This window comes from Gordonia sp. 852002-51296_SCH5728562-b (genome assembly GCF_001665475.1).
GTDB classification, from domain to species: domain Bacteria; phylum Actinomycetota; class Actinomycetes; order Mycobacteriales; family Mycobacteriaceae; genus Gordonia; species Gordonia sputi.
On the sequence record NZ_LZMI01000069.1, the window covers coordinates 88,795 to 109,293 of the forward strand.

At 66.5% G+C, this 20,499-nt stretch carries 19 protein-coding genes; 9 read left to right on the forward strand and 10 right to left on the reverse strand.

From position 1 onward, the window contains the following. Positions 1 to 17 precede the first annotated feature (17 nt). Genes A5766_RS13190 through A5766_RS13200 form a run of 3 tightly spaced genes read right to left on the reverse strand, consistent with a single transcriptional unit; the run spans position 18 to position 2,445 of the window. A complete protein-coding gene (locus A5766_RS13190) occupies positions 18 to 1,409 on the reverse strand; it encodes an MFS transporter (protein WP_231894637.1) in 1,392 nt (463 codons plus the stop codon). 5 nt (positions 1,410 to 1,414) lie between these two features. Further along, positions 1,415 to 1,990 carry a cysteine hydrolase family protein gene (locus tag A5766_RS13195; RefSeq protein WP_064865549.1) on the reverse strand — a complete coding sequence of 192 codons (576 nt, stop codon included), beginning with the start codon at positions 1,988 to 1,990 and terminating at the stop codon, positions 1,415 to 1,417. A 26-nt stretch (positions 1,991 to 2,016) separates the two neighbouring features. After that, positions 2,017 to 2,445, reverse strand: a complete 429-nt coding sequence (locus A5766_RS13200; protein ID WP_064865547.1) for a MarR family winged helix-turn-helix transcriptional regulator — start codon at positions 2,443 to 2,445, stop codon at positions 2,017 to 2,019. Positions 2,446 to 2,662: 217 nt separating this feature from the next. Between A5766_RS13200 and A5766_RS13205 the strand changes: the two genes are divergently transcribed. Both A5766_RS13205 and A5766_RS13210 read left to right on the forward strand, forming a co-directional pair. Beyond that, complete coding sequence (locus A5766_RS13205; protein WP_064865545.1) at positions 2,663 to 4,582, forward strand: SDR family oxidoreductase; 1,920 nt, start codon at positions 2,663 to 2,665, stop codon at positions 4,580 to 4,582. Next, complete coding sequence (locus A5766_RS13210; RefSeq protein WP_064865542.1) at positions 4,579 to 5,646, forward strand: alanine racemase; 1,068 nt, start codon at positions 4,579 to 4,581, stop codon at positions 5,644 to 5,646. The genes A5766_RS13205 and A5766_RS13210 overlap by 4 nt, the downstream gene beginning before the upstream one ends. Before the next feature lie 182 nt (positions 5,647 to 5,828). Here the strand turns inward: A5766_RS13210 and A5766_RS13215 are convergent, their stop codons facing one another. Continuing rightward, complete coding sequence (locus A5766_RS13215; protein WP_005207906.1) at positions 5,829 to 7,412, reverse strand: DNA polymerase Y family protein; 1,584 nt, start codon at positions 7,410 to 7,412, stop codon at positions 5,829 to 5,831. Beyond that, positions 7,412 to 8,323: a hypothetical protein gene (locus A5766_RS13220; RefSeq protein ID WP_005207907.1), complete on the reverse strand. Its 912-nt coding sequence runs from the start codon at positions 8,321 to 8,323 to the stop codon at positions 7,412 to 7,414. The genes A5766_RS13215 and A5766_RS13220 overlap by 1 nt, the downstream gene beginning before the upstream one ends. Positions 8,324 to 8,598: 275 nt before the next feature. Here A5766_RS13220 and A5766_RS24415 point away from each other — a divergent pair, with 275 nt between their 5' ends. After that, entirely contained in the window at positions 8,599 to 8,742 is a 144-nt protein-coding gene (locus tag A5766_RS24415) for a hypothetical protein (RefSeq protein ID WP_156527456.1), read from the forward strand. A 61-nt stretch (positions 8,743 to 8,803) separates the two neighbouring features. Here the strand turns inward: A5766_RS24415 and A5766_RS13230 are convergent, their stop codons facing one another. Beyond that, a complete protein-coding gene (locus A5766_RS13230) occupies positions 8,804 to 9,835 on the reverse strand; it encodes an Rv2578c family radical SAM protein (protein WP_039856586.1) in 1,032 nt (343 codons plus the stop codon). Positions 9,836 to 9,965: 130 nt separating this feature from the next. Here A5766_RS13230 and A5766_RS13235 point away from each other — a divergent pair, with 130 nt between their 5' ends. Then, positions 9,966 to 11,297, forward strand: coding sequence for a serine/threonine-protein kinase (locus A5766_RS13235; RefSeq protein ID WP_005207910.1), 1,332 nt, complete (start codon positions 9,966 to 9,968; stop codon positions 11,295 to 11,297). A 35-nt stretch (positions 11,298 to 11,332) separates the two neighbouring features. Here the strand turns inward: A5766_RS13235 and A5766_RS13240 are convergent, their stop codons facing one another. Together A5766_RS13240 and A5766_RS13245 are read right to left on the reverse strand one after the other, a co-directional pair. After that, complete coding sequence (locus A5766_RS13240) at positions 11,333 to 12,028, reverse strand: response regulator (protein ID WP_005207911.1); 696 nt, start codon at positions 12,026 to 12,028, stop codon at positions 11,333 to 11,335. Continuing rightward, positions 12,025 to 13,365 carry a PspC domain-containing protein gene (locus A5766_RS13245; protein WP_442902959.1) on the reverse strand — a complete coding sequence of 447 codons (1,341 nt, stop codon included), beginning with the start codon at positions 13,363 to 13,365 and terminating at the stop codon, positions 12,025 to 12,027. The genes A5766_RS13240 and A5766_RS13245 overlap by 4 nt, the downstream gene beginning before the upstream one ends. Before the next feature lie 82 nt (positions 13,366 to 13,447). On the opposite strand from A5766_RS13245, the gene A5766_RS13250 reads away from it, so the two are divergent. Together A5766_RS13250 and A5766_RS13255 are read left to right on the forward strand one after the other, a co-directional pair. Then, the gene (locus A5766_RS13250; protein WP_064865527.1) at positions 13,448 to 14,803 is read left to right on the forward strand and encodes a PspC domain-containing protein; all 1,356 of its coding nucleotides are present in this window, start codon (positions 13,448 to 13,450) and stop codon (positions 14,801 to 14,803) included. Next, positions 14,800 to 15,051: a hypothetical protein gene (locus A5766_RS13255; RefSeq protein WP_372495556.1), complete on the forward strand. Its 252-nt coding sequence runs from the start codon at positions 14,800 to 14,802 to the stop codon at positions 15,049 to 15,051. Before A5766_RS13250 ends, A5766_RS13255 begins: the two co-directional genes overlap by 4 nt. Positions 15,052 to 15,076: 25 nt before the next feature. Here A5766_RS13255 and guaA read toward each other — a convergent pair whose 3' ends face one another. Continuing rightward, the gene (guaA, locus tag A5766_RS13260) at positions 15,077 to 16,702 is read right to left on the reverse strand and encodes a glutamine-hydrolyzing GMP synthase (RefSeq protein ID WP_039856614.1); all 1,626 of its coding nucleotides are present in this window, start codon (positions 16,700 to 16,702) and stop codon (positions 15,077 to 15,079) included. A 114-nt stretch (positions 16,703 to 16,816) separates the two neighbouring features. Between guaA and A5766_RS13265 the strand changes: the two genes are divergently transcribed. From A5766_RS13265 to A5766_RS13275, 3 genes are read left to right on the forward strand one after another with little or no spacing between them, the layout of a single operon-like run. Then, positions 16,817 to 17,470, forward strand: coding sequence for a biotin transporter BioY (locus tag A5766_RS13265; protein ID WP_005207916.1), 654 nt, complete (start codon positions 16,817 to 16,819; stop codon positions 17,468 to 17,470). Between the two features lie 22 nt (positions 17,471 to 17,492). After that, positions 17,493 to 18,167: an energy-coupling factor ABC transporter ATP-binding protein gene (locus tag A5766_RS13270; protein WP_039856616.1), complete on the forward strand. Its 675-nt coding sequence runs from the start codon at positions 17,493 to 17,495 to the stop codon at positions 18,165 to 18,167. Further along, complete coding sequence (locus tag A5766_RS13275; protein ID WP_064865519.1) at positions 18,164 to 18,766, forward strand: energy-coupling factor transporter transmembrane component T family protein; 603 nt, start codon at positions 18,164 to 18,166, stop codon at positions 18,764 to 18,766. Before A5766_RS13270 ends, A5766_RS13275 begins: the two co-directional genes overlap by 4 nt. A 133-nt stretch (positions 18,767 to 18,899) precedes the next feature. Here A5766_RS13275 and A5766_RS13280 read toward each other — a convergent pair whose 3' ends face one another. Then, positions 18,900 to 20,417: a GMC family oxidoreductase gene (locus A5766_RS13280; RefSeq protein WP_269449449.1), complete on the reverse strand. Its 1,518-nt coding sequence runs from the start codon at positions 20,415 to 20,417 to the stop codon at positions 18,900 to 18,902. Positions 20,418 to 20,499 lie beyond the last annotated feature (82 nt).

Here is a 20,499-nt window from a genome sequence, read left to right on the forward strand (position 1 = left end):
CCGGCGACACCGCGCCATCAGTCGGCCGACACCGCCCGCGGGATTCGACGATCCGCCACGGTCATGGCGATCAGCGCCGCCCCGATGACCACGATGGCCCACCCCGCGACGTGGAGTCCGCCATCGGTGGCGCGGGCGCCGAAGGCGATACCGATGAGGCTCGACGAGAAGATCGCCCCGAAGTACATGAACGTCCGGTACAGCCCGGATGCCACACCGATCGACTCCGGCGGACTCTGCGTGTAGAGCGTCGCCTGGTTGGCGTAGCCGCTCAGTCCGTTGGCGACGCCGAACAGGAAGGTCATCGTGAGCAGGATCCACAGCCCAGAGGAATGATGGATCGCCACGGCGGTGACACCGGCGCCGACAAAGCAGAAACCTGTGAGGATCAACGGGATTCGTACCCAGCCGTGCGTCGAATTCACCCGCGCGCACACCACGCTCAGCGCCGAGTAAGGGATGAGGATGAGCCCGACCTGCGCCGCGGTGTATCCCGCGGACTGCTCCATCCACTGGCTGATGCCGTACATCGCCGTGTACGAGCCGAGCCCTGCCAGCATCTGGCGCAGGTAGGTGCGCACCAACGGGGAGTTGGCCGCGAGCATCCGCACATCAATGAGGGGTTGTGTCGCGCGCAGTTCCCAGAGCACCAGGAGCAACCCCGCTACGACGATCACCGCCAGCAGCCACCACTTCGGTGAACCGAGCGCGGCGAGGAACTCGAGCGTCGCGATCACGGTCACCGCGAAGAGCGCCACCCCGACGACGTCGACCACGCGGACGAGGCCACCGAAGCCGCCCACCTGCACCGGACCGTCACGAGGGATGCTGCGCAGCGCCCACGCGAGGGTGATCAGCGCGATCGGAATATTGACGAAAAACACTGCCCGCCAGCCGAACACACCGGTCAGCACACCACCGAGCGGCAGTCCGATCACCGCGATCACCTGGGCGGCGATCGAGAACCCGCCGAGCACGCGACTCGGCACTCCCGTTCCGAATGAGTCGGCACGAGACCGCACGAGCGCCATCGCCGTCGGATACGCCGCAGAGGTGCCGATGCCGATCAGGGCACGCGAGAGCATCAGGCACCAGAACGCCGGCGCGGCGGCACCGATGACACCGGCGATCAGCAGAATGACCAGCCCTGAGACGAAGACGCGACGAGGACCGAATACCGTCGCGAGCTTGCCCATTGTCGGTTGCGCCACTGCGCTGCACAGGTAGAGCACCGAGATCAGAATCGTCGTCTGGGCCGGACCCCGATGAAAGTCGACGCCGATCCCGACGAGCGCGGTGGCGATCATGGAACTGTTGATCGGGTTGAGTGTCGACCCCATCAACAGTGGCCCGGTGAACCGCCAGCCGAACGGATTGCGCTGTGCCACACCGGCGTCGCCGGTGGCCACGGCGCTCACTGAGCTGTGGCGTCGAGGAGTTCGAGAAGCTCTGCGGTCGAACCTGTCTCGGCGATCTGGGGAAACACCTCGCGCACGCTGTGCGCGTGACGCTCCCCGTCGGAATCGGTCATCGAGTCGGTCGGCAACGTCACGTTGAACCCCGCTTCGTGTGCGTCACGGGCCGTCGATTCGACACCTGCGCCACTGGCGATCCCGACGACGGCGACCTGGGTGACGCCCCTGGAACGCAACTCCTCCAGGAGGCCGGTACCCGCGAATGCACTGCGCGAATGTTTGGTCACCACCAGATCGTCAGGCTGGGGGGCGAATTCGTCGATGAGCTCGGTCCACTCCGTCGGCAATTGCGGCCTCGCCGATCCAGAGTTGCGGTCCGTCCGGCCGGGCGGCACGGCGTCGACGTTGACCATCACCACGAGGTGGCCGTACTTGCGGAATCTGTCGACCAATTGTCCTGCGCGGTCGACGATTTCCGACGCCGGGTACGGTGCGAGATTGTCGCGCAACGCGATTCCACGTTGCATGTCGATGACGATCAGTGCGACCCGCGGGTCGAGAGCTGTCATTGCCATGGATTCCTCCTTGATCGAAGCGACTATCAGGACTCCGCCACACGGCGGAGAAGCTCTGTTGCGGTGGCGATCTGCGCCCGTTCCTCGTCGGTGAGAACCTGCCCGAGCCGATCAGCGAGCCAGTCCTCGCGAGCCAATCGTCCACGCGCGTAGGTCTCGCGGGCCTTATCCGAGAGATCAAGGAGCGTCTTTCGACGATCGTTCGGATGAGGCGTCCCGACGATGAGTCCCTGCTCGAGCAGTGCCGCAACCGTCGTCGACATCGACTGCGGGCGAACACCTTCGGCCCGGGCGAGGTCGTTCGCCGTCGACGGTCCCCCACGTTCGAGCCTGCCGAGCACGTTGGTCTGCGACCGCGTGAGATCCCCGATCGGCCCCTGCGCGCGCAGTCGGCGATTGAGCGCCGCAAGCACGGGGCGCAGGGTCGCGGCCATCTCGGCGGGGTTCTCAGACATATCGTGAGTCTAGCAAATAGTCAGCCAACTGATAAGGTTCCTGACAGAAAGGGAGATTTCAGACAACTCCCCCGCCGATGCTGGATCTCCCGAGGCCTGACAACCCTCCGTGGTGACGTTGCCATTTGGCGATGTAAGTGTCAGGGTGAATCCGAGCACTTCTTACCGCGGAGTAAGAAAGAGCGAGTCCGCAGTTGCCAGCCGGCCGGAGGAACAGATGACCACGTATTTCATCACCGGAGGGACCGGGTTCATCGGACGCCGGGTGATCGAACGATTGCTCGCCGCAGACCGGGACGCGCAGGTCTACGCGCTGGTCCGCGCGGGGTCACGCACACGATTCGACGAGATGTTCGCCGACGCTCCGCCGGATCGCCTGCATCCGATCGCCGGGGATCTCACCTCGCCCGGGCTGGCCTTGTCCGGCACCGAACTGCCCGAGATCGACCACGTCATCCACCTCGCCGCGATCTACGACATGACCGCCGACGCCGAGGCCCAGCAGCGTGCAAATGTCGACGGCACCGCGCGCGTCGTCGACTTCGCCGTCGAACACGACGCGATGCTGCACCACGTCTCATCGATCGCTGTCGCCGGCGACTATGCGGGCGCCTTCACCGAGGACGATTTCGACCTGGGGCAGGGGTTTCCGACGCCGTATCACCGCACGAAGTACGAGGCGGAGAAGCTCGTCCGCGAGCGGGAGGGACTGCGCTGGCGGGTGTACCGGCCGTCGGTCGTGGTCGGCGATTCGCGGACGGGCGAGATGGACAAGGTCGACGGCCCGTACTACTTCTTCCCCCGATTGGCGCTCCTGGGACTCCTGCCATCGGGCATTCCACTGCCGATGCCAGACCTCGGTCGGCTCAATCTCGTTCCCGTCGATTTCGTGGCGCAATCCATCGCGACCCTCGTCGACGACGAGCCGGAGCGCAGTGGTGAGGTATTCCATCTCGGGGACTCGCGCGACCGTGGTGTCATCGGCATGTACAACGCGCTCGCGCCCGCGATCGGTTCACCCAAAGGTGTTGGCGTGGTGAGCAATCGGATCGTCGCACCAGCTATCGCGCTGACCGGATTCGGGCCGCTACGTCCGATCCGCGATCTTGTCGCGGAACAGGAGGGCATCCCACCCGCACTGCTCGACGGCATGCGAATGACGGCGGACTTCCGTGCCACACGAACCCTGGCACGATTGAGTGCGCGCGGCGTCGAACTTCCTGATCTCGACGACTACGGGCCCAGGTTGTGGGAGTACTGGACCACCCATCTCGACCCGTCGCGACACCGCAGGCACGACCCGCGCGGGCCGCTCGTCGGTAAGCACGTGTTGGTCACCGGCGGGTCGAGTGGCATCGGCAAGGCCACAGCCCGGATGTGCCTCGAACGGGGCGCCGACGTCTACGTGATCGCCCGCAGCGCAGACGAATTGGCGTCCGCGGTCGCCGATCTCAATGCGTCCCAATCGAAACCGGGCATTCCGCCCGGACGTGCTTATGCCTATCAGTGCGACATCACCGACGAGGAAGCGGTGCGGACACTGGTGAAATCGGTCATCGCCGACCACGACCACGTCGATATCCTGGTCAACAACGCGGGCCGGTCGATTCGTCGATCAACGCTCAATTCCGTTGAGCGCTCGCATGATTACCACCGGGTGATGGCGGTCAACTACTTCGGAGCCGTCAACGTCGTACTCGCACTGTTGCCGCACATGGTGGAACGACAGAGCGGGCATGTGGTGAATGTGTCGTCGATCGCCGTGCAGACGCGTGGCGCACGATTCGGCGCGTACGCGGCGTCGAAGGCGGCACTGGAGGCGTTCAGCGAGTCGACGGGTGCTGAAACCCTCTCCGAACACGTCTCGTTCACCAACGTGCGACTACCACTGGTCCGCACGCGGATGATCGCGCCCACCGAGGCCTATCAGAACTCCGCCGGGGTGTGGAGCGTCGACAAGGGGGCGTCGAAGGTGTTGCGGGGCATCGTGACGCGTCCTGCGCGGATCAGCCCGCCGCTCGGGCAGCTCGCCGAATTCGGCCGGAAGTTCACGCCGCGACTGACCGCACGGATTCTGCACCAGGAGTACCTTCTGGTCGACGAATCGGCGGCCTCCCTCGGTACCGTGGATCGGTGACCGACACCCCGTATCTCGCCGTCGACCTCGCCCGCCTCGATCGCAACCTGCAGGCGGTCGCCGAGCTCGCACGGAACGCTCACGTCGATCTGCGCCCCCACGCCAAGACGCACAAGACCGCAGAGCTCGCTCGACGCCAGATCGACAGCGGCGCTGTGGGACTCACGGTGGCGACGATCGGCGAGGCCGAGGCGTTCGCCGATGCGGGCGTCTCCGACCTGTTCCTCGCATATCCGCTGTGGGTGTGCGCGCACAAGGGTTCTCGACTGCGCGCGCTCGCCGATCGGATTGCACTCCGCCTGGCCGTCGACTCCGTCGAGGGTGCTGCGCGCCTTGCCGCCGAGCTGTCCGGCGCCGAAGTTCTCGTCGAAGTCGACTCCGGACAACACCGGACAGGTGTGGCACCCGAGTTCGCGGGCGAGGTGGCAGTAGCTGCGCGATCGGCTGGGCTCGAGGTGGTCGGGGTGTTCACCTTTCCCGGCCACGGATACCGCCCAGGACATGCGCGCCGTGACGCCGCCGCACAGGAGATCGCGGCACTCGCAGCGGCGGCAGAGCGGTTGCGCGACAAGGGAATCGATCCACGCGTGCGGAGCGGCGGCTCGACGCCGACGATCGAGTTCGCGGATTCGGGCGTGCTGACCGAGATCCGACCGGGCGTCTACCCGTTCTACGACGCCCAGCAGGTGGAGCTCGGCGTCTGCGGATTCGACGACGTGGCGCTGACCGCCGTCAGCACCGTCGTCCGTCGTGACGGGCGTCGTGTGGTTCTCGACGCGGGCAGCAAGATCATCGGCGCCGACCGCCCCGCGTGGGCCAGCGGGCACGGTCGGATACTCGACGAGCCTGCCGCACGCATCGTCGCGCTCTCCGAACACCACGCGGTTGTCGAGTACCCGGACGAGTACGTCCCTTCGCTCGGCTCGACGGTGCGCGTCGTACCCAACCACGTCTGCACCGCGGTGAACCTCGTCGACGAGCTGGTCGTCGGCGGTGGTGCTGGTGAGGGTGGTGAGGGCGAGGTTGCGACGTGGCGCGTGGTCGCCCGCGGCGCGAACAGCTGACCGCGGGCTCCGCGCGCGTGCACGGCTCGGGTCGCGCCGCGCCGGCCCGCGCAGAAACTAGGGGAAAGAATTTTTCCGCGGGTTTCGTACCCCTCCCCCAGAAACAACACGAGAAAACGTAAAGAACCCAAGGAAAGAATCCTTCCCCTACTTTCCGCACCGCCGCGCACACCAGAGCACCGCTACTCGTACACGCCCTCGACCATCCATTCGCCTGCCCGGTAGTAGAGCAGCAGCGCGCGTGAATCCTCCAGGAGCACTTGGGCTCTGGCGACGATGCCGGTATCGTCCATGCCCGCAGGCCACGGTCCGGCCCACCAGCTCAACGCCCAGGTGTCGCGGGCGGCGTCGCGGCCGGGACGTGCCATGCGTACGACGGCGGGCTCGTCGGAGAACGCTCCCCGACCGGTGACGGTCACCGGTTGCCCCGACGCGTCGGTCAACGACACCGGGGCGCGGGACATGACCGCGGGTGCGGGCTGGGGCACGCGGCCTGGCCACGGTGCCTGCGGGTCGCGCTCGGGGATCTTCTCGTCACCGAGTGCGATCATCGTGATCTGCTCCGACGGCCCGCGACCACCACTGCGCACCGGCACCTGCACGGCGTCGCCACCGAGCAGACCCTGCACACGCTCCAACGACCGGCGTGCGCGCTCGGAGACCTCCGACTCGCCCGGCAGTCCCGCACCGGTCAGTGCGTAGCGCAACTCGCCGGCGTCGACCGTTTCCACCGGCTCGAGTCGAAGCATCGCGATCGGCGAGTCGGGTCGGGTGTCGCCGCGACTCCTCCCCCTGCCCGCGCCGGTCAGCCAGCCCTCCAACTGCCACCGGACGCGGTCGGCAGTGGCGTCGGGTGTCAGCGGTTGTGCACACCGCCAGATCCGTGAATGTCGTTGTCCGCGTTCGGTAACGGCCTCGACCCTGAGCTTGGTACACGCCGCGGGTACGTCGGCGAGTCGACGATGCAGCATGTCGGCGAGGCGTCGGCCAGCGAACGCCGCGGCGTCGATCCGGTCGATCGGTGGCTCACAGACGTACTCGATCACCAACTCCGGCGCGACCGCACTGCCCGACGGTCGACGATCGGTCAGCGCGTTGGCCAGCCGGTGGGCGACGGCGGCGTCGGCGGAGAATCTGGTTGCGACGTCGCGTGCAGACATCGCGGCGAAATCGCCGATGGTGACGAGTCCGAGTCGACGCAACAGATCGACCAGCTCTGCCCGTTCGGGCACAGACAAACTCGGCTCCACGTTCAGTTCTGCCACAGGGAGATCGGCCAGATAAGCGCGGCTTCCGCCCGGTTCGACGTGATGACCCCGACGTGCAGCGATCACCGCAGTGAACAGTTCATCGGCAACCCCGACCTGCGATTCGACTCCGCACACCGAGATCTGGTCGACGAGTTGTTCGGCCAGCGACTCCTCTCCGCCGTGATGTCGCGCGGCGCCATCGGCAGGCATCACTACCAGCCCCGGGCGTAGCACCTCGACCACGGCGACCACCTCGGCCACCGCAGCCACCACCGGCTCGAAGAAACGTGCATCACGATCGACGTCCGCGGTGAACACCCGCATCTCCGGACACACCGCCTGCGCCTGCCGTTTTCTCATGCCGCGTCGGACCCCCGCCGCTCGGGCAGTCGCCGATGTTGCGGTCACCCGATTGGCCGACAGCACCGCAATCGGTTGTGCCGGAGGCAGATCCTCGTCGGCCGCTGCCGCCATCGCTGGCCAGTCCGGGCACCACACGGCCATGACCCGACCCATCAGTTCGCCACCGCGGTGAGCATCTGGTCGTCTGCGCTGATCTGATCATCCGGTCTACCCACTACCGGTTCTTCCGGGCGTGTCAGCCCCACCAGCCCTGCTTGACCCTGCGCACTCAACGAACTCAGATCGACGTCGGCGCTGCGTCGCCTGCGGTCACGCCCGGTTGCGGTGACCTGCAGCCGCAGACCCCCGATCCGACCGTGCCCACGTCGTGCTGCGGAGAGATCGGCGCCCGACGTTCCCGGGACATGCCGGTAGGTGAGCACGCTCGCCTCCATACGCACCTGCGCGCCCGGCCAATGACCGTCGACGACCAGCAGCGCCGACGACTGCTGGCGCACCCGGCCGCTGACCACCCGGCACCGCGCGGGCGCAACGTCGACTCCACGCAGGCCGAGCACCACCAGATCCATGCCGTCGAGCAATACCGAGGCGATCTCGATCGGATCGACCCCCGGATCCGGCACGATGGCGATACGGGCGAGATCGGCACCCATCTCTGCGACCGACAACAAGCTCAGCCACGGCAAGCCGACGATTCCCACCTGACCACCACTGCGACTCACCGCGGCGATCATCGCGACCACCAACGACCGGGCTCCCGAACAATCGATCACGCTCCCTCGGGGGATCCCCCCGCGGCGAGCATCATGTTGTCGAGAATTGCTGTGCGGCAACAGATCTGCGACAACATCCGGAAGCGGCAACCTGTCGCCGACCTCGTCAACACGATCGACGGACAACCTGTCCGGCATGCCGGACAGCACCGCCATTCGCTTGCGGAGTTGCGCCAGCGTATCGGCCCGCGCCCCGTCGGGCAGACCATCCCGATCGGGCAGACCACCCTCATCGAGAGCATCAGCATCCGACTGCGATGCGTTCGGATGAGCCAACGGCAAAACACTCATGAAGACCTCCTGGCCAGCGTTGTGATGCATGGCGAGCCGGGAAGTTGCTGCGCCGTCGGTCGCTCGGATCACCGAGTTTGATCGAACGTTTTTTCGATATTCAGATCGTACGACGCCCCTCTGACACTCCGCAACAGCCCAGGTGACGAACGGTCGAGCCGCCGCTCACGAACACCGATCACGACGCGAAAATGCAGGATGACCTGCTCTTTCCTGCCCCAAACCTTCGACAAACCGTCGACACCGCAGACGCGACGACCGGCTCAGGAGCCGACATGATCACCACCCGCAACGGCGCAGACCCACAGCGACGCAGACCTACGACGACGCAGACCTACGGCGACGCAGACCCCACAGCGACCCCGCACAACAACCACGCCGCCCGAGAACACCTGGGCGCGTGGCTCAGAACCGCTTGACTCAAAACCGCGCGGCTCAGAACTGCGCGGCCTAGAACTGCGCAGCCTAGAACTGCGCGGCTCAGAACAAGGTCAACGCCTCGGCCATCTCGGGCGGGGCGATCAGGTCGCGCTCGCCGGTATCCACCAACTCCGTCCTGCCGTGATCGCGCCCTGCCAAACCGTGTCGAGCCACCAACGGCTGCAATCGATCTCGCAGCCATGACGAGTACTCCGCGGTGACATACGCGCCCCGGCCGTACAACCCGTTGTACTTGCGCACCAGCGCCGGATGATTAGCGGCAAGCCAATTCATGAACCACGGCTTGGTCGAACTGCGCAGATGCATCGGGAACGCGGTCACCCCGGCCGCCCCGGCGTCGGCGAGCGCACCGAGCAGCGCGTCGAGGTGCGCGGTGGAATCGCTCAGATACGGAATGACCGGCGCAACCATCACGTGTGGCGCAAATCCCGCCTCGGCGATCGCACGGATCAGCTCCAACCGTGCCCGCGGCGACGGCGTTCCCGGTTCGATCTGCTTCTGCAGGTCGTCGTCGAAGATGGCCAGCGACACTCCGATACTCACCGGGATCTGAGCCGACGCCTGGCGCAACAGCGGTAGATCTCGACGTAGCAGTGTGCCCTTGGTCAGGATCGACAACGGCGTCCCCGATTCGGCGAGCGCGGTGATCACGCCGGGCATCAGCCGATATCGACCCTCAGCACGCTGATACGGATCGGTGTTGGTGCCCAATGCGACGGTCTCCCGTTGCCACGAACGTCGTCGGAGTTCTTTGCGCAACACCGCGGCGACGTTGAGCTTGACCACCACCTGCGAATCGAAGTCGAGCCCGGCGTCGAGGTCGAGGTACTCGTGCGTCGGCCGCGCGAAGCAGTATCGGCACGCGTGCGAACATCCACGAAATGTGTTGACCGTGAACCGGAACGGCAATCCCGACCCCTCCGGCATGGCATTGAGCGCACTCTTGGCGAGCACCTCGTGAAAGGTGATGCCCTCGAACTCCGGAGTCTGCACCGACCGCACGAGTCCTGCACGCGCGAAACCGGGTAGCGCGCCGTCGTCGACTTCGACCACCTGTTCGGACCACCTCATGGTGATGAGTCGAACATACGTACTAGGCACTGTCAACCCGCGCTGCCATGACCGCCATGTATGGACCACTGAACCGCCGACGGGCTCTCGACGGCCACGTCCCCGCGCGCCACGCGGCTATCATTTCCGTATGTCACTCGCCGAGAGCTACCGCACACCGGGTCCGCAGTACCTGGTGGCCGGCCGTTATCGGCTGAAATCCCGAATCGGCGGCGGTGGCATGGGCACCGTCTGGCTCGCCCGCGACCAACTGCTCGATCGCGACGTCGCGGTCAAGCAGGTCCTCTCCACCGAGGGCCTCTCCGACGATTCCGCCGACAATGCCCGTAAGCGCGCGATGCGTGAGGGCAGGATTGCCGCGAAACTCGCCCATCGCAACGCGATCGCGATGCACGACGTTGCGCTCGACCGCGGTGAACCGTGGCTGGTGATGGAGTACCTTCCGTCACGGAGTATCGCCCAGATCCTCTACTCGGCAGGCACACTCGACGTCACCGAATCGGCCAAGATCGGCGCACAGGTCGCCGACGCCATGGCCGAGGCCCACGCCGCGGGCATCGTGCACCGAGACATCAAGCCCGGCAACATCCTCATCTCCGAATCGGGACGTCACGCGGGGCTGGTCAAACTCACCGATTTCGGTATCTCTCGCGCCAAGGACGATGTCTCCCTGACACAAACCGGCGTGATCACCGGCACCCCAGCATATTTCGCCCCCGAGGTCGCGCGCGGTGCCGAACCGTCTGAGGCATCGGACGTGTACTCGCTGGGTGCGACGGTCTACACGATGGTCGAGGGCGAACCACCGTTCGGAGTCGACGACAACTCACTTGTCATGTTGCACAAGGTGGCTCGTGCGCAGATCAATCCGATGAAGCGGGCGGGCGCTCTCGAACCAGTGCTGCTGCACATGCTCGAGCCCAGTCCCACAAAGCGGATCACGATGGCACAGGCCCGCGACGAACTCATCGCGGTCGCGTCGGGTGGCCGCGCCTCCGCCGACCAGGTACTGACGAGCCTGATTCCCCGCGCATCGGGTGCGGCAACCCTTCCCCCGCAGACGCCGCACGGCGCGGGCCCCGCAGGACCCGGCCAGACGTCGCAACCAGATTCGGCCCGTCCCGGTGGTTTCCCATCAGCCCGCCCCGTGTCAGACCAACTAACCTCCGGCACGTCGGTGGCCGCCGGATGGCAGACCCCACCGTCGCAACCTCGACACCACACTCTGGTCTCGTCGACACCGCCATTCCCGAGCGGCCAGTACCCGAGTGGCCAGTATCCAAGCGGGCAATACCCGAGTGGCCGGTATCAAGGCGAGCATTACCCGATCGACCCGTACGCGAGTCTTCCACCCTCCCAACGAGCTTCGGGCACCTCGCCGACGGCCCTCGCGCTGGCGGTACTCGCCTTCTTCGTGGTGCTGGCCGTCGTGATCGTCCTCGCGATCGTCTTGATGCGCTGAGACACACTCGCACTGAAACACACTCGCGCTGAGCCTCAACCGATGTGGCGAGTGGCCGCCCACCGGGTCAACGCATTTCGGTTGGACTGCTGAGTCTTCCGCAAGACGTTCGACGCGTGGGTTTCGACGGTTTTGATCGAGATGAACAACTCTTCGGCGATCTCGCGGTAGGTGTATCCGCGCGCCAACAGACGCAACACCTCGAGTTCTCGCCTTGTGAGAGAGTCGAGTTCGGGATCGAGGGCGGGCTCGGGCACCGACGACTTCCCGGTGAACGAATCGAGCACGAATCCGGCGAGCCGCGGACTGAATACCGCATCGCCGTCTGCGACACGTCGGACCGCGTCCGCGAGTTCCCGACCGTCGATCGTCTTGGTCACGTACCCGCGTGCGCCCGCCCTGATCGTGGCGATCACATCCTCGGCGGCGTCGGACACGCTGAGCGCGAGGAAGACGGGCGCGTCGTCGCCCAATGTCTCTGTGACACCGCGCAATACGGAGACACCACCGCCCGCGGGCATGTGTACGTCGAGGAGCACGACGTCTGGCCGCAGTCGCGTGATCGCAGTGATCGAATCGGCGACGGTGCCCGCCTCGCCGACCACGTGCAATCCCGGTTCGTCGGCGAGTTCGGCGCGTACACCCGAGCGGAACACCGCGTGGTCGTCGACGAGAAACACGCGGCACAATGCGCTCTGTGCATCCGGCCCGGCGGTCGCGTTCTCGTTCATCGTGCCTTCCCGTGGTCGATCGACTCGTCGGTGTGCGTGGCTTCCTGCGTGGCCTCGTGCGCGTCGTCGTGGCCATCGCTATCCGCGTCGGCGTGCGTCGTGGGACGCGGCATGATCAGTCGGATGTTCGTGCCGCGCCCCGGCGTCGAATCGATACGTGCCTGTCCCCCAGCACGTTCCACCCGAGACGTGATGGAGCGGGTAAGCCCCTGTCTGTCCGGGTCGACACCGTCGCGATCGAATCCGACGCCTCGATCGCGCACGAACACCTCGACCTCCTCGTCGCCCACCTCCATGTAGACGTCGACGCTACGCTCGCCGGAGTGCTTGGCCGCGTTGACGAGCGCCTCGCGCGTCGCGCCGATCAGAGCGGGCCAGCGTCGTACCTCGCTCCCCGGTCCGTGACGGGCTCCCTCGTCGGGCCGCAGATCACCGACGGTGATCACCTCGACCTCGATCCCATACGTGTCTTCCACCTCTGCGCCGACCTCTCGGATCGACGCACTCAACGACGTGCCGCGCTGCGCGACGTCGCCGAAGAGCCACCCACGCAGCTCGCGCTCCTGACTGCGGGCCAACCGGGCAACCTCCTCGGGCTTGCCCGCCTGCTTCTGGATGAGCGCGAGGGTCTGCAGTACCGAGTCGTGCAGGTGCGATGCGATCTCCTCGCGCTCGGCGTTTCGGATACGGGCGGCACGCTCCTCGTTCAGCGCGCGCCACAACCGCATCCACAGGGGCACGGTCAGCAGAACGACACCGATCAACGTGGCCGCAACGGCGAGCAACGTGGTGCTCAAGCCGCCGTAGTTGCGTCTGCCCGCCACGACTATCACTGCAAGACCACCGACGACGAGAACCGCGCCGCCCGCCAACCGTGTCCAGGTGAGCGCGGTGCTGTGGGGCGCGGTCTTCGACGTGTCGAACTCACGCCATACCAGGCCCGCACCGACCATGACGAACACGAACGGCACGAGATAGGCGGCAGGCGTTCCCGACGCCGCGAACCCGAGAACGGTCATCGCAACCAGCGCGAGCACCGCGAGACCCAATGCCTGTCGACGCTCCCCCGGCGCGGGCGATTCGGTGTCGTTGCCCTGCGGGCAGAAGAACCACAGCAGTCCGTAGGCCAGCACACCGGCACCCGCCAGCGCAGCCAACACCACAAACACCACACGGACGCGGAACGCATCGACGCCGAGATGGTCGGCAACGCCGCCCGCGACGCCACCGATGACCCGGCCCGCGTCACGCCGCACCAGCCGAGGGATCGGTGGCACGTCCGGGGCAGCAGGGGTACTCACACTTCGATACTGCCCCACACACCCCGGTCGCCACATCAGGGTTGTTCCCCGATTTCCGGGGGAACGTCAGGGTATGTCCCCGATGCCCACAGCACGTGATGCCGCCAGGATTGGACTCATGGATGCCACACAAGTTCGCGGAGACATCGAACAGCTCTGGCACACGCGTCCCGTTCGCCCGGCGATTCCACGCACCGTCGCAGGTGTCTGCGCCGGCATCGCGTTCCGTTACCGCGTCGATCCGACGCTCGTGAAGGTGGCCTTCGTCGTCTCGACGCTGTTCGGTGGTAGCGGCCTGCTCCTCTACATCATCGGCTGGATCGCATTCCCCTCGAGCAGACTGTCGGCCGCCGGACCCGCCAACGATCACAGCGCACACGGTCACGGCCGCCACCACAACCCGAAGTTCGTGATCGTCGTCGCCGTCGTGATCATCCTGGTGATGTCGTTCGGTCCGCACGGCACCTGGAGTTCGGGCGCCGTGCTCGGCACCGTCCTGATGGTGCTCGGCTGGTGGCTGCTGTTCCGTCGAACACCCACACCGCTTCCCGGTACCAGCGCCGACACGCTCGACGCGGGGCCGTCGGCCAGTTCGGATGAGTTCCAACGCTGGACTCCACGCGCGCTGCGCACCGGAGCAGCACCGACATTCGCGAGCTCGACGGGAGCGCCGGTCGCTGCCCCGACCCCCGCCGCCGTCGACGTCCCCACCGCACCTTGCGTCGACAGTGCCGACGCGGTGACCTCGGTGTTCACCACCGCCGACCGTCAACCGCCCTCGTGGGACCCGCTCGGTGCCGCACGGTTCGCCTGGGATCTACCCGAACCCTCGACGCCGACGCCCCCCGCGGTACCGGAGAACCGACGCTCCTCGACTCGGGCATCGCTCCTCGTCGTCGGAGCGGCACTTCTGGTGGCGATGAGCGGTGTGGCGGCACACCAGGCGGGTGTCGAGTGGTTCACCCCGACACGCATTCTCTCCTTGGCCCTCGCGGTCGTGGGCGTTGGCCTGCTCACGCTCGCCGCGTTGCGTCGATCCACTGGGCGACGGCAGGTCGGACTCGTCCCCCTCACCGTCGCGTTGGGCGCGGCGGTCATCGTCACAGGCGCAACGACAACGTGGGTCGGACAGTCCGACGAGAGCGTCGTGCCGTCCGGCGGCGTGGGTCAGCGCATGTATAAGCCACTGTCCGAGAACGACATTCGCGACAGCTACTCGGTCACCATGGGCGCACTCGAACTCGACGTCCGCGACCTCACACTCACGTCGGACCGCACCGTCGACCTTCGTGCGGGCCTCGGCGAGGTGACCGTGCGGGTTCCGAAGGACATGAACGTGCGGGCGAACTGCACGTTGAATGTCGGTGATCCGCAATGTCCAGAAGGGCTATCCGTCGGCACGGCCGGCGCCGACATGCCGGTGTTGACGATCAACGCGCACGCCAACGTGGGCAGCGTGGAGGTGACCCGATGAACGACTGGAGCCCAAAAGGCATGGAAGCAGAAGGCAAGGGAACCGGGAGCACCGAGCAGGCTAGTGATGCCGTCGGCCGCCGCGCACCCGGTCTCGCCCTCCTCGGCATCGCCGCGATCGCGGTGGCGATCTGGGGCCTGACCGATAAGCCCGGTCTCCCGTCGGCGTCGGTCCTCGGCTGGGGCGTCGTCGGGATCGGGCTGATCGTCGGCCTGGTGCTCCTGGTCAGCGGCGCGCGACGCCGATAGCGTTCGCCCTACTCCCGCTCGGCTGCTACTCCCACTCGATGGTGCCCGGCGGCTTGCTCGTGACGTCGAGGACGACGCGGTTCACGTCGGGCACCTCGTTGGTGATGCGCGTGGAGATCGTCTCGAGGACCTCGTATGGCACGCGTGTCCAGTCGGCGGTCATCGCGTCCTCGCTCGATACCGGCCGGAGGACGATCGGATGCCCGTAGGTGCGGCCGTCGCCTTGGACGCCGACGCTGCGCACGTCGGCCAGCAACACCACGGGGCACTGCCAGATCTGGTGATCGAGACCCGCGGCGGTCAGCTCCTCGCGGGCGATGAGGTCGGCTTTGCGCAGCATCGAGAGGCGGTCGGCGGTCACGTCGCCGACGATGCGGATGGCGAGACCGGGTCCGGGGAATGGCTGACGCCCCACGATCTCCTCGGGCAGACCGAGTTCACGTCCGACCGCTCGCACCTCGTCCTTGAACAACAACCGCAAGGGCTCGACGAGACTGAACTCGAGATCGTCTGGCAGCCCGCCGACATTGTGGTGGCTCTTGATGTTCGCGGTGCCGCTACCGCCACCGGATTCGACGACGTCGGGGTACAGCGTGCCCTGGACCAGGAAGTCGACCTTGTCGCCGTCGGCCGCCCGATCGCCGAGCACGTCACTGACCGCACCTTCGAACGAGCGGATGAACTCGCGTCCGATGATCTTGCGTTTCGTCTCGGGATCGCTGACGCCGGACAGTTCGGTGAGGAACTTGTCGGCGGCGTCGACCGTCACCAGCCGCGCACCGGTGGCGGCGACGAAGTCGTGCTCGACCTGCTCACGCTCACCGGCACGAAGCAGTCCGTGGTCGACGAACACGCAGGTCAGACGGTCGCCGATGGCTCGCTGAACGAGCGCTGCCGCAACCGCGGAGTCGACGCCGCCGGACAGACCGCAGATCGCGAGGCCGTCGCCGATCTGGTCGGAGACCTGGTCGATCAGTGCGTCGGCGATGTTCGCGGGTGTCCAATCGGCCTCGAGGCCCGCGATCTCGTAGAGGAACCGGGTGAGCACCTGCTGTCCGTGCGGCGTGTGCAGCACCTCGGGGTGGTACTGCACACCCGCCATCTTCGTCTCGACGGACTCGAACGCCGCGACGGGCGCACCGGGCGTCGACCCTGTCACGACGAAGCCCTCGGGCGCCACCTGCACGGCGTCGTTGTGGCTCATCCACACGGGCTGGTTGCGGTCGAGACCGCGATGCAGCACGCCGTCGTCGGTGGCGGTGAACGTCGTGCGTCCGAACTCGCGCCCACCCGTGTTGGCCACCTCGCCGCCGAGCGCGGCAGCCATTGTCTGGAAGCCGTAGCAGATCCCGAACACGGGGATGCCCAGCTCGAGAATTGCGGGGTCGAGGCTCGGTGCGTCGTCGGCGTAGACCGACGCCGGCCCGCCGGACAGGATGATCGCGGCAGGATCCTTGGCCTTGAACTCGTCGATCGAGGCGTCGTGGGCGATGACCTCGGAGTAGATACGCGCCTCACGGACACGTCGAGCGATCAGTTGCGCATACTGTGCACCGAAGTCGACGACGAGGACCGGTCGCGGGCCCTCGACGAGCGTGTTCTCGGCAGAAGATCGGTCGGCAGGCGAGTTGTCGGCGGAAGAGTCTGTCACCACCCCATTCTATGCGTGCGCACCGACGCCATCACCGCGCAGGCGGTACCCGTCACCGCCGCGCAGGCGGTGCCCTCGGAGCGCAGGTGGCGCCGTGGGATACTCCATGTCGATATGAGCACCTCAGACGAGCGCGAAAAGGCCAGGTCATCCGCCGACAGGCCGGGACGGCGATGGCTGTCCCTGTCGATCTCCGACATCACCCAGGCCGCCGTGTTCGCCGCACTGATCGCCGCACTCGGCTTGCCGGGACAGATCAGCGTCGGCAGCGCGGGCGTACCCATCACCTTCCAGACCCTCGGCGTGATGCTGACCGGAGCCATCCTCGGCCCCAAGAAGGGCACGCTGGCGGTCGTCATCTTCATGGTCCTCGCGATCGCGGGACTCCCGATCCTCTCGGGCGGTCGCAACGGATTGACCGCGCTGTCGTCGCCGACGGCCGGGTTCTTCGTCGGCTTCCTGCCCGGCGTATTCGTGATCGGGTTGCTGACGGCGTTCATGATGCCGCGCTATCGAATCCTGCTGGGCATCGTGGCGAATCTGATCGGCGGAGTGCTGGTGATCTACATCTGCGGCACCATCGGCCTGATGATCCGCGCCGACCTCACGCTGTGGGCGGCGATCGCGGCCAACGGCTGGTTCATCGCAGGCGATGCCGTCAAGGCGGTGATCGCGGCGCTCGTCGCCAGCCAGGTACATCGAGGGTGGCCGGGCCTCATCACCCCACTGCGCATCCGACGTGGACGCGTCGTCGCACTCACCGCATGACAACTCACCGCATGGACCTCGCGTGATCGAATTCCGCGATGTCTCACACTCATTCGACGGTCGTCGAGTGTTGAGTGACGTCTCGGTCGACCTCCCCGAACGACGCATCGGCATCGTGGGCGCCAACGGCAGCGGAAAGTCGACGCTGGCGCGGATGATCAACGCGCTCGTCGTCCCCGACACCGGGACCGTCGTCGTCGATGGCCTCGACGCGTCGAAGGAGAAGCGTCGTGTTCGACGGCGCGTCGGGTTCATCTTCTCCGACCCCGACCGGCAGATCATCATGCCGACGGTGCGTGAGGACATCGAACTCTCGCTGACCAGAACAGATCTGAACAAGGCCGAGCGTCGGGACCGCGCGATGAGCGTGCTCGATCGTTTCGGCCTCGCCGACCACGCCGACCAACCCGCGAGCAGATTGTCCGGCGGGCAGAAGCAACTCCTCGCTCTCGCAGCCGTATTCGTCACCGAACCGGCGATCATCGTCGCCGACGAACCGACGACGCTCCTCGACCTACGCAACAGCCGCATGTTGCGCCGTGTGTTCGCCGACCTCGACGTCCAGCTCGTCGTGGTCACCCACGACCTCGACCTGGTCGACGACTTCGAGCGCATTCTCGTCATCGACGACGGGGTCATCACCGTCGACGATGTGCCCGGCGTCGCACTGCGCGCCTATCGCGAGGCGATGGCATGAATCCGCTCGGCACCTACCGCCCCGGAAACTCGCTGCTGCACAGGGCGTCCCCCGGCGTGAAGTTGCTGGGCCTCGCCGCAGGCATTCTCGTCATCACCCTGTGTGTGAGAACCCTTCCGGCCCTCGGTATTGCCGCCGCAGCGGTCGTCGCGGTCTACGCCCTCGCCGGCATCGGCCCTGTTACGGCGTGGCGCCAGTTCCGGCCGACGCTGTGGATTCTGTTGTTCGTCTTCGTGTTTCAGCTCATCTTCACCGACTGGCGTCGAGCGGTTCTGGTATGCGGCATCCTCGCGCTCTCGGTGCTGCTGGCCGCCGTCGTCAGCCTGACCACCCGCACCACCGACATGCTCGACTCGCTGACGCGCGCCATGTCGCCGCTGAGCAAGCTCGGCGTGCGCACCGACCTCATCGCGATCTCGCTCGCCCTGACAATCCGGACGATTCCGCTGATCGTCGAGATCGCAGGCCAGGTCGACGAGGCGCGCCGCGCACGCGGACTGCGGCCCGGTGCACGAATCCTGGTTGCGCCCATCGTGATCGCCGCGCTGCGGACCGCCGACGGGTTCGCCGAGAGCCTCAGCGCCCGCGGGCTGGACTGATCACACCGGAGTGCTCGAGTCCCGAGCCGCGCAGAAAGTTACGCCTTGTGGGTCGCTCGCATGTACCGGTACAGGCGGAGGACCCGAGGGGTGTGGTTCTCTGCGCGCGCCACCTCCGCTGCCGGGCGTGCGGTCAGGAAGACACCGTCGCCGAGGACACCGGGGTGATCGGCAACCGGAGCGCGCCCGGCGCGTCGGCGGGCACCACCGGGTGTGCGGGCGCGATCGGCGCGAGCCGTAGGTAACCACTTCCCTGCTCGGGACGCTGGTCGTCTTCGCCCTTGTTGGGCCACAACGAGATCGCGCGCTCGGCCTGCGCCGAGATGGTCAGCGACGGGTTGACGCCGAGGTTCGCCGAGACCGCAGCACCGTCGGTGACATGCAGCGTCGGATAGCCCCACACACGGTGGTACGCGTCGACGACGCCGTTCGCAGGGTCATCGGAGATGGCACACCCGCCGAGGTAGTGGGCGGTGAGCGGCATGTTCATCACGTCGCCCCACGTGCCACCAGCGAGTCCTCCCGGCAGGATGTCGGCGATACGTCGAGTTGCCTCGTTGCCCTTGGGAATCCACGTCGGATTCGGCTCGCCGTGGCCCTGCTTGCTCGTGACATAACGGAACGGCCCGCGCTTGCGAACGAATGTGGTCAGCGAGTTGTCGCTGCTCTGCATCACCAGGGCGATCACGGTGCGCTGACTCCACTTGCGCACGAAGAGGAGTCGCACGAGCAGGAAGGGGTTCCGCGCGATCTCCTTCAGGAACTGGCCGAACCGGTTGCGCCTGCTCCCACCATCGGTGAGCACCGTCTGCAGATACGCAATCGCATTGCTGCCCTTGCCGTATCGAACGGGCTCGATGTGCGTGTTCGGCTCCGGATGGAACGACGACGTGATCGCCACCCCGTGCGAATAGTCGTGTTGCGAATCGTATTTCGCAGCCATCGCTCCGAGGATCGACTCGGAGTTGGTACGCGTCAACGCGCCCATTGCGTCGGAGATCCTCGGGAGGGTCGTGCCCTTGGCTCGGTGGAGAAGCTTCTGCGTGTTGAACGTCCCGGCCGCGACGATCACCTGATCTGCGGTGAAGGTGCGCTGACCCGCGCCGAACGGACCCCACGACGACGAGCCCCTGGTGTCGACCTCCCACGTCCCGTCGGCACGCTGCGCCAGTCCGTCGACGGTGGTGCGGTCGATGATCGTCGCCCCGTTGCGCTCGGCGAGACCGAGGTAGTTTTTCATCAGCGTGTTCTTCGCGCCCACCCGGCAGCCGGTCATACACGCGCCGCACTCGGTGCAGGCTGTCCGCTCGGGTCCGGCTCCACCGAAATACGGATCCGGCACGGTCTCGCCCGGCACACCCGCCAGGCCGGTCTTGGCACCGAAGAACACGCCGACCGGCGTCGACGTGAACGTGTCGGCCGCACCCATCTGCTCGGCAACAGTGCGCATCACCCGATCCGATTCGGTGACAGTGGGATTGGTGACGACGCCCAGCATGCGTCGAGCCTGCTCGTAATGCGGCGTGAGCTCGGCCTCCCAGTCGGTGATGTGGTTCCACTGGGGGTCGGTGAAGAACGGTGTCGGAGGCTTGTACAGGGTGTTGGCGTAGTTGAGCGAGCCACCGCCGACGCCCGCTCCCGCCATGATCATCACGTGGGCCTGGTGCACGGATAGGTGACAGGGTTAGTCACGCGGCCTGAGGGGCCTCGTGGTTGATGATGGTCTCGAATTC

Excerpts from the sequence above, each read along its gene's own strand:
- A5766_RS13195 (WP_064865549.1), bottom strand. The coding sequence starts at position 1,990 with ATGGCAATGACAGCTCTCGACCCGCGGGTCGCACTGATCGTCATCGAC.
- A5766_RS13200 (WP_064865547.1), bottom strand. The coding sequence starts at position 2,445 with ATGTCTGAGAACCCCGCCGAGATGGCCGCGACCCTGCGCCCCGTGCTT.
- A5766_RS13205 (WP_064865545.1), top strand. The coding sequence starts at position 2,663 with ATGACCACGTATTTCATCACCGGAGGGACCGGGTTCATCGGACGCCGG.
- A5766_RS13215 (WP_005207906.1), bottom strand. The coding sequence starts at position 7,412 with ATGGGTCGGGTCATGGCCGTGTGGTGCCCGGACTGGCCAGCGATGGCG.
- A5766_RS13220 (WP_005207907.1), bottom strand. The coding sequence starts at position 8,323 with ATGAGTGTTTTGCCGTTGGCTCATCCGAACGCATCGCAGTCGGATGCT.
- A5766_RS24415 (WP_156527456.1), top strand. The coding sequence starts at position 8,599 with ATGATCACCACCCGCAACGGCGCAGACCCACAGCGACGCAGACCTACG.
- A5766_RS13230 (WP_039856586.1), bottom strand. The coding sequence starts at position 9,835 with ATGAGGTGGTCCGAACAGGTGGTCGAAGTCGACGACGGCGCGCTACCC.
- A5766_RS13235 (WP_005207910.1), top strand. The coding sequence starts at position 9,966 with ATGTCACTCGCCGAGAGCTACCGCACACCGGGTCCGCAGTACCTGGTG.
- A5766_RS13240 (WP_005207911.1), bottom strand. The coding sequence starts at position 12,028 with ATGAACGAGAACGCGACCGCCGGGCCGGATGCACAGAGCGCATTGTGC.
- A5766_RS13245 (WP_442902959.1), bottom strand. The coding sequence starts at position 13,365 with ATGTGGCGACCGGGGTGTGTGGGGCAGTATCGAAGTGTGAGTACCCCT.
- A5766_RS13250 (WP_064865527.1), top strand. The coding sequence starts at position 13,448 with ATGGATGCCACACAAGTTCGCGGAGACATCGAACAGCTCTGGCACACG.
- A5766_RS13255 (WP_372495556.1), top strand. The coding sequence starts at position 14,800 with ATGAACGACTGGAGCCCAAAAGGCATGGAAGCAGAAGGCAAGGGAACC.
- A5766_RS13265 (WP_005207916.1), top strand. The coding sequence starts at position 16,817 with ATGAGCACCTCAGACGAGCGCGAAAAGGCCAGGTCATCCGCCGACAGG.
- A5766_RS13275 (WP_064865519.1), top strand. The coding sequence starts at position 18,164 with ATGAATCCGCTCGGCACCTACCGCCCCGGAAACTCGCTGCTGCACAGG.
- A5766_RS13280 (WP_269449449.1), bottom strand. The coding sequence starts at position 20,417 with ATGATCATGGCGGGAGCGGGCGTCGGCGGTGGCTCGCTCAACTACGCC.